General features: G+C 35.2%; 11 protein-coding genes. 1 reads left to right on the top strand and 10 read right to left on the bottom strand.

Going from position 1 to position 15,189, the window contains the following annotated elements; all coding sequences use genetic code 11:
• Positions 1-9 precede the first annotated feature (9 nt).
• The gene (locus tag EYY60_RS03270; protein WP_132987969.1) at positions 10-825 is read right to left on the bottom strand and encodes an alpha/beta fold hydrolase; all 816 of its coding nucleotides are present in this window, start codon (positions 823-825) and stop codon (positions 10-12) included.
• A gap of 486 nt (positions 826-1,311) precedes the next feature.
• On the opposite strand from EYY60_RS03270, the gene EYY60_RS03275 reads away from it, so the two are divergent.
• Positions 1,312-2,502, top strand: a complete 1,191-nt coding sequence (locus tag EYY60_RS03275; RefSeq protein WP_132987970.1) for an MFS transporter — start codon at positions 1,312-1,314, stop codon at positions 2,500-2,502.
• Positions 2,503-2,571: 69 nt separating this feature from the next.
• Here the strand turns inward: EYY60_RS03275 and EYY60_RS03280 are convergent, their stop codons facing one another.
• The 9 genes from EYY60_RS03280 to EYY60_RS03320 form a co-directional block, all read right to left on the bottom strand.
• On the bottom strand, positions 2,572-3,522 hold the full coding sequence (locus tag EYY60_RS03280) for a polysaccharide deacetylase family protein (protein WP_132987971.1): 951 nt from the start codon (positions 3,520-3,522) through the stop codon (positions 2,572-2,574).
• A gap of 209 nt (positions 3,523-3,731) precedes the next feature.
• Complete coding sequence (locus EYY60_RS03285) at positions 3,732-5,099, bottom strand: alginate export family protein (protein ID WP_132987972.1); 1,368 nt, start codon at positions 5,097-5,099, stop codon at positions 3,732-3,734.
• Positions 5,100-5,102: 3 nt separating this feature from the next.
• Complete coding sequence (locus EYY60_RS03290; protein ID WP_132987973.1) at positions 5,103-6,125, bottom strand: MBL fold metallo-hydrolase; 1,023 nt, start codon at positions 6,123-6,125, stop codon at positions 5,103-5,105.
• Between the two features lie 238 nt (positions 6,126-6,363).
• Positions 6,364-8,127 (bottom strand): amidohydrolase, encoded by a 1,764-nt coding sequence (locus EYY60_RS03295; RefSeq protein ID WP_132987974.1) that lies wholly within the window; start codon positions 8,125-8,127, stop codon positions 6,364-6,366.
• 8 nt (positions 8,128-8,135) lie between these two features.
• Positions 8,136-9,155: an alpha/beta fold hydrolase gene (locus EYY60_RS03300; protein WP_132987975.1), complete on the bottom strand. Its 1,020-nt coding sequence runs from the start codon at positions 9,153-9,155 to the stop codon at positions 8,136-8,138.
• A gap of 39 nt (positions 9,156-9,194) precedes the next feature.
• Positions 9,195-9,992, bottom strand: coding sequence for an alpha/beta hydrolase (locus EYY60_RS03305; RefSeq protein ID WP_132987976.1), 798 nt, complete (start codon positions 9,990-9,992; stop codon positions 9,195-9,197).
• A gap of 235 nt (positions 9,993-10,227) precedes the next feature.
• Complete coding sequence (locus EYY60_RS03310) at positions 10,228-12,177, bottom strand: sigma 54-interacting response regulator (RefSeq protein ID WP_132987977.1); 1,950 nt, start codon at positions 12,175-12,177, stop codon at positions 10,228-10,230.
• A gap of 14 nt (positions 12,178-12,191) precedes the next feature.
• Positions 12,192-13,802, bottom strand: coding sequence for a sensor histidine kinase (locus EYY60_RS03315; RefSeq protein ID WP_132987978.1), 1,611 nt, complete (start codon positions 13,800-13,802; stop codon positions 12,192-12,194).
• 145 nt (positions 13,803-13,947) lie between these two features.
• A complete protein-coding gene (locus EYY60_RS03320) occupies positions 13,948-15,186 on the bottom strand; it encodes a sensor histidine kinase (protein WP_132987979.1) in 1,239 nt (412 codons plus the stop codon).
• Between the last annotated feature and the right edge of the window lie 3 nt (positions 15,187-15,189).

Below are 15,189 nucleotides of genomic sequence, written 5' to 3' on the forward strand. Positions count from 1 at the left end.
TTGATTGATTTATTTGATGAAATCCAGAATATCGTTATTGATTGTTTCTGCATTTATAGTTGGCATTCCGTGTGAGAATCCTGGGTATGAAATCAATTTTCCGTTTTTCAATAATTTTGCTGATTTTGGTGCTTGATGAAAAGGAACAATTTGATCATCTTCTCCGTGTAATACAAGAACCGGAATATCTAAACTTTGAAGGTCTTCTCTAAAATCTGTTTCAGAGAAAGCTTTAATTCCTTCATGGTGCGCCCAAACAGATCCCATCATTCCTTGACGCCACCAATTTTGTTTGATTCCTTCTTGAACGGTTTGTCCTTCACGATTCCATCCGTAAAAAGCTATTGGGAAGTCATAAAAAAACTGTGCTCTATTAGCAGCTGTACCGTTTCTGATTTGATCAAAAATTGACAAGGGTACACCTTCAGGATTTGATTCGCTTTGAACCATAATTGGTGGTACTGCACTAATAATTACTGCTTTTGCAATACGTCCTTTTCCGTATTTTGCAGCATAACGAATTACTTCGCCACCTCCAGTTGAATGCCCAACGTGAATTGCATCTTTCAAATCAAGAGCAGCGGTTAATTCAGCAATATCAGATGCGTAAGTATCCATGTTGTTTCCTTCAGAAGTTTGGCTAGAACGGCCATGTCCTCTGCGATCGTGTGCAATAACTCTGTAACCTTTTTTTAGGAAAAACATCATTTGTGCATCCCAATCATCGCTTGATAAAGGCCAACCGTGGTGAAAAACAATTGGTTGTCCCGTTCCCCAATCTTTATAATAAATTTCTGTTCCGTCTTTTACTGTAAATGTGCTCATGATTTTTGATTTTAAGATTAATAATTTTTTGTTATTTTATTTGTATAGATTATTTATTTCAATTTTTTAATATTAATACTGTGTAATCATTAGAATAATACTGTTTCTGATGCAAATATATTATGGTCTTATAGGTGTATCGATTAATCTAGATTAAGAAGTAAAAAATACTGCTCATTTTAGTATTAGATTTCGCTTATAAGACCATATTTGACAGTCTTCATCTGTGTCATTTTATAATTTGTGCCAGAATGCCAAACAATAGCCAATTAGTGTGCCTTAATTCTTAAAACCTTTACTGGTAAGGGTTTTTGTGTTTTCGGCTATTATTTTAGTAGCGATATATCGTTAATTTATGCAACGAAATAATATTATGGCGTTTTTTGAAGCTTAGTTATTTTTATCACGGGCTTTTCTGTTTTTTTGCGTTTCTTTGCCCCATTAAATCTTGCGTTAAGATTTAAGCTCGAGTAAGAATAAGAATCAATGTCAAATAATAAAAAATCCATTTATACAGTTCAGTTTATGCTGCTTTGTATGAGCTCGCTTTTATTTTCCTCCAGTTTCAATATGATCATACCAGAACTTCCGAATTACCTTAGTAGTTTGGGAGGAGCTGAATATAAAGGACTTATTATCTCGCTATTTACTCTTACAGCAGGATTATCGCGACCCTTCAGCGGGAAATTGACAGATAAATGGGGGCGTGTTCCGGTTATGGCGGTTGGTTCTGTGGTTTGTTTGATTTGTGGTTTTTTGTATCCCATATTAAGTTCGGTTTCTGGTTTTCTTTTTTTGCGTTTAGTGCATGGTTTTTCAACTGGATTTAAGCCAACAGCGACATCTGCTTATGTTTCAGATATTATTCCGCAAGAACGTTGGGGAGAGGGGCTGGGCATGCATGGTTTATGCTTTAGTATCGGCGGCGCACTTGGGCCAGCATTGGGCGGCATGGTGGCTAATGCTTACGGAATTGATGCGATGTTTTACAGTTCTTCATTTCTTGCTTTTTTGTCTATTGTGATTGTGATTAACATGAAGGAAACCTTAGAGACTAAAGAAAAACTTCATAAATCGATGTTTTTTCTCAGCCGTACCGATATTATCGATGTTGGTGCACTTCCCGCGGGCATCATTACATTTTTTTCTTATTCAGCTTACGGATTAATTCTGACTTTGATTCCGGATTGGAGTGAACATCTTGGAACAGAAAATAAAGGCGTATTTTTTACTGCTTTTACTGTTGCATCAGTTCTTGTGCGTTTTGGAGCGGGAAAAGTTTCAGACCGATATGGAAGAACAAATGTTTTACTCGTGGGGTTAATTATTACGTCCTTTGCAATTTATACCATCAGCGAGGGCAGAGATGTGACAATGCTGTTGATAGGTGCCGGAATTTATGGAATGGGGACAGGCATTTTATCACCAGCCATAAACGCATGGACAATTGATTTGAGCAAGCCACAACAGAAGGGAAAAGCTATTGCAACGATGTACATTTCAATGGAACTAGGTATAGGCTTAGGTGCACTCGTGGGGGGAAGTTATTACCAAGATCAGATTATGAGAATACCACAGATATTAAAAATTGATATTTTGATGCTAGTGCTGGCGATTCTATATTTAGTGTATTGGAAAAGAAAGAAAAATAGTCGAGCGGCTAAATCGCTTACATAATTTAGATTTTGAAAACCTGCAAAATTCTTTGCAGGTTTTTTGTTTTCTAAATGTTTATTCAAAAAGATGTTATTCTCTAATTGATGTTTTATCCTGAAGTGTCATTTTAGCAATTTCGTCTTTTCTTTTAAAACTTACGCCATTGTGTTTTTTCATATAATCCAGCAATTCTGAAACTGTTTTTACCATTTGTGGCGTTCCGCCAATTCGGTCGTGAAAACTGATAGACATTTGTCTGCGTTTGAACTCGCTTTCTGCGTAGAGTTGGTCAAATTCTGCTTTAACTTGATTGAAGAATTGATCAGTAGAGAAGTTTTTGCCTTCTACTAAAACAATATCATTACAGCGAATTGTGTATGGAACAACAACAAAATCTTTTTTATTGGCTTGAATTATAAAAGGTTCGTCTCGGCTTAAATCGTCTATGTGATACGTAAAACCTAGTTCTTGCAGAATTTTGATTGTATTTTCTCCGCGTCTGAGCCAATTGGCATTGTATCCAACAGCCGTAAAACTTGTTACATTTTTTATGGCATCGACACCGTCTTTGATAAACTTTTTTTCTTCTTCGTAAGACATCGCATATTCTGAACTCCAGTTCATTCCATGCGCCGCCGCTTCATGTCCGCGTTGCACAATTTCTTTGGCAAGCGTAGGATTTTTTAAGACTGCAGAGCCTACCATATGGGAGGTAACTTTTATGCCGTGTTTGTCCCAGTTGTCCAACATTCTCGGAATTCCTTCTTTATACCCATATTGATACCAAGTCTCAGCTGGCAAATCGCGATATCCTTTCTGCATGTTTGGAGGAAACGGACTTTCTGCATTTTCAGGTTGTCCGCCTGCTTCAAACTGCATTGAAACTGAAACGACTAATCTCGATCCATCTAACCATTTTTTTTGTATTTCAGAATCCATTTTTTCTTCTTTTATTGGGTTCGAAAATGCATCAACAGGATTTGCCATTACTGCAGCGCCAGTTAAACCCGCCATTTTTATAAAGCTTCTTCTTGTTGTCATTTTTTTGATATTTAGAAATTATCATTTTCTCTTTGTGCGGTAAGTTTTTAACACATAGAAACATAGATATACTTTTTAGAAAAAGGCGTTTCACTTAATTTAAATAAACATAGCTCTATGTGTTAGAAACTAGTTTCTTTCAATATTCTTTACCAAAATTTAAAAATCTATGTTTCTATGTGTTTGAAAAATCTATCAATGATTTAAACTTAAAATTTAAGTTGCATCGTAACTCCTGTAAAAAACATATTTTTTCCGGTTCCGGCTGCTTTTAAGAAATCTCCGGCTTTAAACCAAGTTGCCTCAACGCGGAAATATAGATATTGATTTGGCGTATAGATAATTTCGCTTTCTAATTGTTTTCCGATTTCTTTAGCATCTGTTGCATCTCCAGGATATATCATAATGGTATTAGGACCATAAATTCCATCTTCGCTGCTGTATCTCCAAAACATATCATAATCGACAACCCAATCGATATTTTTTGCCAATTCTAAACTAATCGACGGATGAAAATCAACAAGGTTCGACGGGCCAATTACAGATGCCAATCCGAAATAAGCACCTCTTGGAAACAACGGATTAAAGGTGTTTAATTTAGTATCGCCATTTGTTTTATCTCCACTGATCAGTTCAACTTTAATTCCGAATTCCGGTTTTAAAACTACAGTGGAAAGTCTGTATCCTGTATTTAAGGAAACTGTCCATGCTTTAATGTCTTTAGAAGCAACATCTCCAAATTGATAAACCGCTTCGGCATCATAACGCCATTCCTTGTATTTCCCCCAAATACGTGTTCCCACAGAATGACGTAATTCTTTTCCGCTTGCGTCATCAAAATTGGCATTTGCTCTTTCATAGCCTAAATAATAAAGGTCAATATTTTTGATGGCCGGAATTTTATTGATTACAAAATAACTTCCCCAGAATTGTCTTTTTTTATTCGAATAATCATCAAAAATACCGTCTTGAGCCACTACATAATGGCTGTAGAATAAATCGGCATGATAATTATTGTAACCAAAAATTGCTTTTGCGGCATCAAAAGATTGGCGGTTATTTGGCCCATCTCGAACGGCAACCAAACGCTGAGATCCATAACTTAACTCCTGTCTTCCGGCTCTAAAAATCAATTGTTTGTTTCTTTCCGAAAACAGATTAATATCGATAAATCCCTGATGCACTTCAAGTGGATTGCTGTCGACTGGACTCGGATCTATTCTTCCATTTGCATTACTGCTTTGAAGCTGAACAAAAGCTCGAAAATATTTGCTAGAATGAAAATCGGCGTGAAGCAAAAATCGGTTTAAAATGTAGCCGTCAGGATCTTGCGGATCGTCTCCCCATTTTTCATTTTTGGCATAGAAATATTGATACCTGACTTCTCCTCCAAAACTCAAATAAGTTTGCCCCGAAGAGGAGAGAGGCATATATTTCATGGTTTTGTACCAATTTTTTTTGACGGTATCTTTTTGTAAAACCTCATAGTTTTCGTCAAATCGCAGCGGTTTAAAATCTGGATAGGACTGAGCATGGAGGTTAATATAAATAAGTAATAATAGAATGATTTTTTTCATGGCTTATTTGCCTAAACTGTTTTTCTTAATATCGTTGTAAGCGTTTGGAATATTGAAATTGTAATGCAACCAATTAAAAAGTACATAACCTTTATCAAATTCTTTCATCGTGACAGATGCTTTTACTTGCTCTAAAGTTTCCCCTTTTTTAACGGCAGCTTCTACATTTGTCTTCAAAGCATTTACATAATCAATGGTATATTTAATGCCTTTTTTATTTGTAATTCGGCCGTGACCTGGAACGACAACATCATTATCACCAATCATATCGTAAATTTTTTGAAGATTGCGAACAGGCTCCAAAAAATAACCGTCAAACAGCCAAGGAATCGTTGGGCTTTCAGCAATAAACGGATTTCCGGCCCACAATACATTTTTGTCTGAATCTTTCAAAAATACAAACAAATCTGCTGGCGATTGCGCTGTTCCCACATTAATAATTTCTACAATTTTATTGCCTCCCAAATCAAGTTTAATACTTTGATTTACTGCAATTGTAAGATCAGCGGCACGGTAAACACTTTGTTCTATCCCGCGGTCTTTTCCAAAAAGCATGATCATAAATTGTTTTATGTTTTCGAAATTCTTAGAAAGATTTTCTTTGCAGAATTCATTTTGTATTAAAATCGTCTCTTTTGGAAGCAGATAATTTCCAAAACAATGATCTCCGTGATCGCTTGTATTTACAGCAAAAATAATTGGTTTTGGAGTTACGGAACGAATCAGTTTGTACAATTGATCGTATAATCTTTTGTTCAGCATAGTTTCAATCAACAAAACGCCTTTATCGCCCACAATGAATCCAGCAGACGTAGCCTGCGGAATTCCTTTTGTAGTTTCTATTTCGGTTGTTGACGGCGAAACCGCATAAACATTATCCGAGATTTTATGTAATTGCAAGTTTACTTTATTGGCATCCCAAATTGGAACTTCTGGTGGCATTGGAAATTGCGCATACGTTTTTTGCGCCGATAAAAAGACGACGACAAAAAGTATTGTAATTAAAATAGATTTATAATTTTTCATGGTTTAATAATTTTGTTAATGTTCAATTTTATTAGAAGCAAAAGCATTTGGCATTTTTGGATTCATGGTTCCTGCTCTCCGCTATATCTTTGCTTTTTTAAAGAAAAAAAGCAAAGGATATCGGTGCGATCAGGGCTAAAGGGAGAAAAATCGCTTTCTTGCAATCATCCCAAAAAAGAAAAATCCGTTAAAATCCGCGTCTTCGCGAAAGCGAATCAGTAAAATCCGCGTGCCATTCTTATTTTTGGTAACCGCCAAAATATTTCACGGGAGACCAATCCGGAATTACTACAGGAATTTCTGGATTCAAAGCTTTATATTCCGCGGAAGCGTAAACAATTTTGCCATTAACAATAGTCAAAACTGATTCGATTTTTCGGATATCATCTGGTTTAAGCGAAAAATAATCATCTGATAAAATCGCCATATCGGCATACATTCCTTTGATCAATTTTCCCTTGTCTTTTTCTTCGCCAGAAAACCAAGCGCTTCCAGATGTATACAATTGCAAGGCTGTGAATTTGTCCAAAACTTGATCTTTAGGCCAAAACTGCATACCGCCAATAGTTTTTCCGGTTAAAAGCCAATGCAATGACATCCAAGGATTGTAAGTTGAAATTCGTGTCGCATCTGTTCCCATTCCGACTGGAATTCCTAATTCTAGCATTTTTTTAATTGGAGGCAACTGTGTTTTTGGAACGCCGTATAATTTGTTATACAATTCGCCTTGATAATACATTCTGAATTGAACTGCGATACCGCCGCCTAATTTTTTAACACGTTCCAATTCAGGATTTGTAATAGTTTCGGCATGATCAAAAAACCAGCGCAAACCGTTAAACGGAATTTCTTTGTTTACTTTTTCGAAAACATTCAGCATTCTGTCAATCGATTCTCCGTAAGTAGCGTGAAGTCTAAAAGGCCATCTATTTTTCACCAAAAGTCGAATAATGGGCTCCAAATCAGTTTCCATTTCATCAGCTAAAACAATTCTTGGTTCCAAGAAATTTTCGAAATCGGCGGCTGAAGCTACAATGTTTTCTCCGGCACCTTCTTCTACATAACCATTTGCGACAATCAGATTGTCATTTTTATTGATTTTAGTTTCGGCAACCCATTTTTCATAATCTTGCAATTCTTTGCCTTTTTGCTGTGCAAATAAGTAATATGAAATTCGGAGACTCAATTTGTTTTGTTTGGCCAAATCTAAAGAAGTAACATAATCAGCAGGGAAGTTTTGGCTTCCGCCCGCAGCATCAATAACACTTGTCAATCCGAAGCGATTTAGTTCATGATTAAATTGTATGGAACTGTTGATTCGTTCATCGGGAGTTAATTTTGTTGTAAGCCCCATTGTCATGTAAATGGCTTTTGGAGTTTCTTTGGCGTACATTAAACCGGTTAGATTGCCTTTAGAATCCTGTTCTAAAAGACTTCCTTCGTATTTTGTATCTTTTGTATATTTTAAAACTTCAATTCCTTTTTTGTTTAGAAAAGCTTTTCCATATAAATACGTTATAAAAACCGGTTTATCAGGAACGGCCGCATTGATTTCGTCAATTGTAGGTTGTCTTTTTTCTTCAAATTGAAATTCATTCCAGCCTCCAATAACTTTTATCCAAACGCCATCGGGAGTTCTTGCGGCTTGTTCTTTCAGCATTTCCATAGCACGTTTTAAGGTTTTTACACCATCCCAACGAAGTTCAGAATTATAGTTCAAACCTTCACGAATTACGTGCATGTGGCTGTCATTTAATCCAGGAACGACTGTTTTCCCTTTGGCATCAATCAATTTTGTTTCCGATGATTTATAAGAAGAAAGAATGTTTTTTTCTGTTCCAATATCCAGAATAATTCCATCTTTCATTGCAATTGCCTGAACAAATTCGCCTTGTTTCTGCATTGTTGCAATTTTTCCATTATAAATAATCAGGTCAGCTTTTTGCTGGGCTTGAGATGACAAGCCCGCAGAAAGCAATAGAATTAATAATAATTTTTTCATGATATTTATTATTTAGCCAAAAAGAAGGCTAGTAAATCTTTTTGTACTTGTGCGGTATTTTCTTGAACTAGCCAATGTCCAGAACCTGCAATTTTAGATTCGGTTACATTTTCAGCAACCAATTTTGAGTGATCTTTAAGGAATGCAGCGGCGAAATATTCTCCACCCATTGCTAGTAATGGCATTTTCAGTTTTTTCTTTGCGAAAATTAAATTGTCTTTTCCGTCTTGATCAAATGCGCCAAACCATTTAAATGCAGCAGTTGTGCCTCCTTCGGTAGCATAAGCTCTAATAAATTCAGCTGATTCTTCCGCAGTAAATGGATCTTTTACATGGCCTACAATTGGCCAGAAATTAGTCAAGAATTCTTTTTCTTTTCCTTTCACGATCTCTCCAGATGCAGGCCATCCGAAGAAACCAAACCACCATGCAGACCCTTTTACATTTGACCAAACTGGCTCAATTCCAGGTAAAAGTGCATCCATCAAGGCAACTTTGTTTACGCTGTCGCCATATTGTGCAGCATAAGCATACGCAACCATAAGTCCGATGTCGTGTCCAGCCAAGTTGATTTTTTTATATCCAAGCTGATTTACCAATTCATGAATGTCAGATGCCATTGTTTTTTTATCGTAACCGCTTTCTGGTTTATCAGATTCGCCAACACCTCTTAAATCGGGAGCTATTACCGTGAAATGTTTAGAAAGTTCTGGCAACAAGCGATTCCACATATACCAGTTTTGCCCAAAGCCGTGAACTAAAACTAAGGGATCGCCTTGTCCGCCAATAACGTAATGAATCTTGATTCCGTTTACAGTGGCTGTAGCATGTTTAAAATTTGCCGGCGGATTTGCTGGTGCAACTTCTGCTGTTTCGGTAGTTTCTGCCGGTTTAGTTTCTGTGGTAGCTGTTTCTTCGGCTTTTTTATTACAAGAAATTATGGTCAATATTAAAATAGCAACAGCTAGAAACTGTTTTGCTTTTGTTTTTAAATTGAAAAAAGTAGTGTTTAATGAATTTGTTTTCATGATTAAAATTTTTAGAAGTGGTTAATGATTAATTGATTATTATGAATTTTGTGGAGGCAGTTTGGCGATCCATTCTTGAATGTAAACCGCTATTTCCTGCCAACCAGGCTGATTTAATACAAAGTGATTTCGATTTGGGAAAACCTTAAAATCGGTGATTGAATTTTTGTCTGAGTATTTTTTGTAGTTCGAAAAATTCAGTGATTCGGGAATAGTGTGGTCGATTGACCCTGCAATTAGCAAAAGCGGTTTATGCGGTGCTTTAAAATCTACTTTTGCAACAGAAGTTATCGTGTCGCGAACAATTAATTTAGATTCTGGAATTGCCGATTCACAATAGGCTTTATCCTGCCATTCTTCAGGCATTCCGTTTGTAAAGGCATATTGCCATTGCAAAAAACTCATTAAGAAAGTTTTCTTGGTAGAAGTGAAAAAACCAAGTGGTCCCCAGCCAGCTTTTAGGAAAGAAAATTTGAAAGTCATTATTCCTTGAGGAGGAACCGAATGTATTGCAATTGCAGATGAAGCTAGATTGCGTTGCAAAAGTATTTGTGCAATAAGTCCACCGATAGAATGCCCAATTATAATAGGTTTCTGTGGCAGATTTTTAGCGATATTCTCAAAATATTCAATTAATTGAGATAATCGCAAACTCGCAATCTGCGGATCAGGATGACGTTCCCGCAAGACATTTGCAGGCGCATCTTTGTACGGCCACGCGGGAGCAAGGGTTTTAAAACCTTTGTTCTCAAAAAATAGTTTCCATTCATCCCAACATTTATTGCTGACAAAAGCTCCAGTAATAAAAAGAATCGTAGTAGGGTTTTCGGTTAGCATAATACATATTTTAATGTTATGCCAAACTTTAAACTAAAATCGAACCTAATTTGTAACTAATTGATTTTTAATAAGTTGTGCGTTTTTGAAATTGTAATGCCAAACTATATATCGTTAAAAAACGAAAAACAACCAACTTAATATCGTCTTTTTTAATTATGAGTGATGAATTATTGAATTTGAAAATTTCATGTAAAAACTATGTAATTAATAATTAACAATTGATAATTAATAATTAAAAATGACTTCTCTTAATTCCTAATTTTTGCATTCTTGACGCTAATGTAGTAGGAGGAAGGCCCAATATTTCTGAAGCGCCACCAGCGCCTCTGATTCTTCCGTTGCATTTTTCCAAAACATTAATTATATGTTCTCTTTCATTTTCTTGAATGGTTTTGAAGTACCATTCGTTTGATTTGTTGTTTACTTTGATTTCATCGAAAGCAGGAAGCGGAATATGTTCAATAGTATCAGTTTTAGTCAAAAGAATACTTCTTTCAATAAGATTCTCAAGTTCACGAATGTTTCCAGGCCAATGATAAGTTAATAAACTTTTTAAGGCATTTTCTGATATTTCACGTACATTTTTTCCCGTTTTAGCGCTATATACTGCAATAAAATGGCGGGCAAGAAGTCCTATGTCTTCTTTTCGTTCTCGTAATGGTGGCATTTGGATTGGAAAAACATTTAAGCGGTAATACAAATCAAGCCTGAAACGTCCATCTGCGACTTCTTTTTCGAGATTGCAATTTGTTGCGGCGATAATTCGAACATTTACTTTTATGGGATGATTTCCACCCACGCGCTCAATTTCTTTTTCCTGAATTGCGCGAAGTAATTTTGCTTGCATTTCCAGAGGCATATCGCCAATTTCATCTAAAAACAAAGTGCCATTATTGGCTTGTTCAAATTTGCCAATTCGTTTTTCTGTTGCGCCTGTAAAAGATCCTTTTTCATGTCCAAATAATTCTGATTCGATAAGGCTGGGCGGTAAAGCGGAACAATTGATTTTTATGAATGGACCATTTTTTTTACTCGATAATTGCTGAATGCTATTGGCAATACTTTCTTTTCCTGTACCGCTTTCGCCAGTGATTAAAACAGTTGTGTCTGCTGGAGCAACTTGTATGATATGATCGAATAATTTTAAAAGCATTGGGCTTTTGCCAACGATGGATTCGAATCCGGATATTTTTGTGTTTTTTCCGGTACTATGATTTACAGCTGAAGTATTTTTTTGATCTAATTTTTTATCGGCATGTATTAAATTTTCAATCGCATAAATTAAAGGTTCTTGAAGCCTGTCGCACAATTTTAAATGATTTTTATTGTAATTGGTAGATTGTCTGCTAAAAAATGACAGATACAATCCGCCATTTTCGTGAAGTGCTAGCGGAACGGGAAGCATTAAATTGGACTTCATGTTCATTGAATTGGCGATCAATTTTTTGATCGGTGTTTTTTCGCATATTCTAACGAAATCATCGTCGTTATAGAATGTTGCATCAGTTTCAACTTTGCTTTTGTTTCTTAATTCATTGATTTCAGATTCTTTTAAAGCTGTAATATTTTGCAATTCTTCAATTCCAATTTTTTGATATTCATGCAAACCGGTTCTGGCATATCCCAAAACACGATTGGATAATTTGTTATCGATGTAAAAAACGGCCATCACAAGATCAAAAGAAATGAGCGATTGCAGAGAAGTAATAATGTTGAGAACTCGATCATCCCAAGTACCGCTTTTTTTGACGATTGATTTTAATTGTTTCTGAAATAAAAGCTCTTTTCTGATTGAAGATTCTATACCGTGTTCTTGATGATATTCCGCGATTTCAATCGTAATCAATAAATCTTTTTCGCGAAAGGGTTTTACCAAAAATCCATACGGATGCGTCAGTTTTGCTTTGTTTAGAACTTCTTCATTAGAATTAGCGGAGAGATAAATAAAAGGAATATTATTTTCCCTGAGTATTTCGGCGAGATCAATTCCCGTTTCTTTCCCTAAAAGGAAAATGTCCAAAAGAACCAATTCGGGTTTTTCCTGAGCAATATAATATTTAGCATCTGAAACTGATCGCGCCATTCCAGTAATAGAATGTCCTGCTTTTTTCAGCATCAATCGCAAATGATTTGCTTCTACAAACTGATCTTCAACAATAAGTATTTTTAGTGGTTTTGCCATTTTATAGAATTAAATTAATCAAGATTATTTTCATTAACAGCAAATTCCAAAGTTATTTTGGTACCATTTGCGTTCGTTATTAAAAATTTTCCTTCGATGTCAGCGGCCAAGCCATGCATCAATTTTATACCTAAAGAAGGATTGTTGTAAGGATCAAAATTAGGCGGAAGTCCAATGCCATTGTCACGTATGATGAGTACGTAATTATTGTCGTTATTTTTTTTAAGAGAAATGTTAATGATGCCTTTTTCTTGGTTTGGAAAGGCATATTTTATTGCGTTTGTTACGGCTTCATTAAAAATAAGTCCGATTGGAATGGAATGTGACAAAGGAAGATTAAAATTGTCAACATCTAACATAAACCGAATATTGTTTTGTATTTCGAAGGAATCTTTTAGGTATTCTGTCAATTCGAAAATATAGGATGACATTTCAATCAAAGATAAATTCTCAGATTGATATAATTTTTGATGAATCATAGACATCGTCTGAATTCTGTTCTGACTGTCATTAATAGCCTGCACGGCTTCTGGAGTCTTCAAAAATTCAACCTGACTTGCTAATAAGCCAACAACCATATGCAGATTGTTTTTTACTCTGTGATGAATTTCACGCAAGAGCCATTCTTTTTCAACTAAGAGATTTTGCAGCGTAGTGTTTTTTTTATTGATCTCATTTTGTTGCGTTTCCAGTACCTTATTGGTTTTTTTCTTGAACATGAAACTTTTGTAAAGCAATCCAAGAATGATGAGCAAAAGCACCAGAAAAATGATCATTGAGTTACGTAAAATCGCCTCATTATCAAGTTTGCTTTGTTGCAAATGATTTTTATTTCTTAATTTGATGATATCTCTGTTTCTTTTTTCTGCTTCATAAATAATGTTGAGCCTTGTTGAAATTGGGTAAATGACTTCTTCTTTAAGATGTGCAGCTCTATAATAAAATATGGCTTTTTTGAGATAATTTAGAGCGTTATTAAAATCAGAAGAAGAAAAATACAATTCGCTAATTTCTCTGTAGCAATCGCCAATCCTTTTATTGTTTCCGGCTTTTTTAAACATGGAGGCAGCTTTGAAAATTGGATCCAACCTTGACGCTATGGGAGCATTAGTTCGCATTTTTGAAGACCAAACCATAACCCAAGATTCGGCCAAATCATCGAAATCGTCTGTTTGAGTCAATGCTTCAATTGCTTTCCTTGCAAAGACTTCTATCATTGCATTATTGTTTCGCAACTCACTCACCATAGAGAGCTGTAAATAGCATTTGCCAATATAAATATTAGAATGAAGCACCAAACTTATCTTAAGAGCTTGTTCGCCATATTCAAATGCTTTCTCTAATGTTTTAGGGTTGTTGTACGAAGCTTCATACCAATCGCTTACTTTCAATAGAATTTTGATTTTATCGATGCTTTCTGGTAATGAGGGCAATTGTATTTCCGCTTTTTTTACTTGCTGTTCGGTATAAGGTGCTTCTTTTTCTTTATGATATTTGTTTGTTGGAAGACTTTTTTCTGCTGTTTCAATTTGCTTTTCGTTTTTTAGAAGAGTCAATGCATTTAAGTCTCCAATTGTAAATAAAACAAGGAGAAACAAAAAAACTTTTGTTTGGTTAGAAAACATCTTTGGTAGAATTAAACTTGCTATACGAAGGTATTGATAATTATGTACCTAAGTTTAAAATATCATAAAATTGATTGCCGACGATATTTCGTCGGCAATCAGATAAATTTAACTTCTTACGGTTGAATAGGAGGAAAGTTGTAAACTAAGATTGCGGAATATAAATGTCAAAAGTTGCACCTTGCATGGGCTGTGAAGTTGCTATTATTATGCCGTTATGATTCTCAACTATTTTTTTGACAATTGCCAGGCCAATTCCGGTTCCATCATAAATATCTCGACTATGCAATCTTTGAAAAACGCCAAATATTTTTTCGCTGTGCTCGGCTTCAAAACCAATTCCATTATCTCGAAAACTGATATGACAGTAATTTTCAAGCGGCACCAATTTATCATTATGCAAATCCTTTCCGGTCGCAATACGGCTTTTGATTTCAATTTTCAACGGAACTTCCTTTTGAGAAAATTTAAGCGAATTGTTGATCAAATTTTCGAGAAGCTGAATAAATAAAAATGGAATGATATTAATTCTTCCATGCAAATCAGTGATAATTTGTGCATTTTTATCCTTAATATTTTCTTTTAAAGCTTCTTTTACATTATCGACAATCGATTCGAGATCGGTGCTTTCATAAATTCGATCCATGACATTGGTTCTTGAAAAAGCTAAAAGGTCATTAATCAATTCGCGCATTCGATTGGTTGAATACAAAATCCGATCAAATTTTAATCGTCCATCAGGACTTAAATTTTCATATTCTTTTGCTAGAATGATATTTGAAAAAGTTTGGATTTTTCGCAATGGTTCTTGAAGATCATGACTTGAAATATGTGTAAATGCATCTAATTCGGTATTTTTTCTTTTTAATTCGTTTGCATATTTTTCGATGGCTTGATATTGCGAAGCCAGATCTTGATTGGCTTTTGTGATTTTGGTATTCAATGCATTTGTTTCTTCTTCCTTAAGCTGTAATTCACGTGTTTTCTTATACAATTCAGTAAAAACCATCACTTTTGCCTGAAGTATTTCGGCAGATAATGGTTTTATCATATAATCAACTGCACCAGATTGATATCCTTTAAAAATATAATCTGACGTATTCATATTGGCGGTAAGGAAAATAATTGGCACGTGTTTGAGTTTGTCACTTTGCCTAATAAGTTCGGCAGTTTCAAATCCGTCCATCAAAGGCATTTGCACATCCATTAGAATAATCGCAAAATCTTGGCTTTTCAAAAGAATCCGTAGCGCATCTTTTCCTGATGTAGCCTCAACAAATTGATAGCCACGATCAGCAAGAATGACTTGTAAAGAAAGCAGATTTTCCTTTTTGTCATCAACTAATAATATTTTAACAGGAGATTTTTCCATGATGTTTTTCATTTA

The sequence above is a fragment of the Flavobacterium zhairuonense genome (genome assembly GCF_004352915.1).
GTDB lineage: Bacteria > Bacteroidota > Bacteroidia > Flavobacteriales > Flavobacteriaceae > Flavobacterium > Flavobacterium zhairuonense.

Coding starts and splice junctions, on each gene's coding strand:
- EYY60_RS03270 (WP_132987969.1), bottom strand. CDS start 825: ATGAGCACATTTACAGTAAAAGACGGAACAGAAATTTATTATAAAGAT.
- EYY60_RS03275 (WP_132987970.1), top strand. CDS start 1,312: ATGTCAAATAATAAAAAATCCATTTATACAGTTCAGTTTATGCTGCTT.
- EYY60_RS03280 (WP_132987971.1), bottom strand. CDS start 3,522: ATGACAACAAGAAGAAGCTTTATAAAAATGGCGGGTTTAACTGGCGCT.
- EYY60_RS03285 (WP_132987972.1), bottom strand. CDS start 5,099: ATGAAAAAAATCATTCTATTATTACTTATTTATATTAACCTCCATGCT.
- EYY60_RS03290 (WP_132987973.1), bottom strand. CDS start 6,125: ATGAAAAATTATAAATCTATTTTAATTACAATACTTTTTGTCGTCGTC.
- EYY60_RS03295 (WP_132987974.1), bottom strand. CDS start 8,127: ATGAAAAAATTATTATTAATTCTATTGCTTTCTGCGGGCTTGTCATCT.
- EYY60_RS03300 (WP_132987975.1), bottom strand. CDS start 9,155: ATGAAAACAAATTCATTAAACACTACTTTTTTCAATTTAAAAACAAAA.
- EYY60_RS03305 (WP_132987976.1), bottom strand. CDS start 9,992: ATGCTAACCGAAAACCCTACTACGATTCTTTTTATTACTGGAGCTTTT.
- EYY60_RS03310 (WP_132987977.1), bottom strand. CDS start 12,177: ATGGCAAAACCACTAAAAATACTTATTGTTGAAGATCAGTTTGTAGAA.
- EYY60_RS03315 (WP_132987978.1), bottom strand. CDS start 13,802: ATGTTTTCTAACCAAACAAAAGTTTTTTTGTTTCTCCTTGTTTTATTT.
- EYY60_RS03320 (WP_132987979.1), bottom strand. CDS start 15,186: ATGAAAAACATCATGGAAAAATCTCCTGTTAAAATATTATTAGTTGAT.